This is a genomic window from Frankia sp. CoWAU3, assembly GCF_977971855.1.
The window spans coordinates 39264-40163 of the sequence record NZ_CDWWXB010000003.1; the positions used below are offsets into that span (position 1 = coordinate 39264).

Consider the following 900-nt stretch of genomic DNA (forward strand, 5'->3'; position numbering starts at 1 on the left):
CGGCGCGCAGGATCGCGCGGTCGGTGCGGCGCATGCCCCAGATGTCGGTGCCGTAGAGCAGCACCGGGCCGAGACGGGCCCGGGACAGCCGGACGGCCGCCGCCGCGACAGGGATGAGGTTGGCGTGCCCGGCGACCACGCTGTCGGCCTGGCCGAAGCGGCGCGCCGCGGCGAGCGCGTGCGATGTGAAGCGCGCCCTGATCGCCGGGGTCAGCTCGACGCCTGGCTCCAGCATGTCGACCCGCAGGAGATCGGCCCCACCGGCCCGCAGTGTCTCTTCGATCGTCGAGAGATAACGCTCGATCCCGCCACCGAGGCCGCGGGAACTGCTCAGCAGCAGAACCCGGGCGGGTCGATCGGTGAGGGAGGCGGTCGGGGCGGTGGATCGACGCGAGATCTGCACGGAGAGCGATTTTAATGTCTCTCCAGGTGCTAGTCCTGTGTTGCGAAGCGTGTCATAGTAACGTTTCGAGTTCTCTTGACTGCCTGTAGCTTCTCCGATGATGGCGACAAGGGGTCGTGTATGGAAGCCGATCTGCGGTACCGCAACGGTGGTAACCCGTCTCTCCTCGATCTGATCGACATACCGGCGGGTAAGGCGCTGGATTGTGGGTGCGGAGCCGGGGACAACGCGCGGCTGCTGCGGGCCCGGGGCTGGCGGGTGACGGGGGTGACGATTGATCCGTCCGAGCGGGCCGCCGCCACGGCCGAGTGCGACCACGTCGAACTCGCCGATCTGAACGCCGGGCTGCCCTTCGTCCCCGACGGAAGTCACCAGCTCGTGCTGCTTTCCCACATCCTCGAGCACCTGGCGGATCCGGTGCCGTTGCTCGTAGAGGCCCGGCGGGCGCTGGCACCCGGCGGCCGGGTCCTGGTGGCGCTGCCGAACGTGCTGCACTA

1 protein-coding gene and 1 pseudogene are annotated in these 900 nt (G+C 68.8%); one reads left to right on the top strand and one right to left on the bottom strand.

The window, feature by feature from the left end:
* Positions 1-403, bottom strand: a pseudogene (locus tag AC08ON_RS00915) (glycosyltransferase family 4 protein); the annotation flags it as partial.
* Positions 404-523: 120 nt separating this feature from the next.
* Between AC08ON_RS00915 and AC08ON_RS00920 the strand changes: the two are divergent.
* The coding region (locus AC08ON_RS00920) for a class I SAM-dependent methyltransferase (RefSeq protein WP_476616293.1) at positions 524-900 on the top strand (377 nt) is incomplete at its 3' end.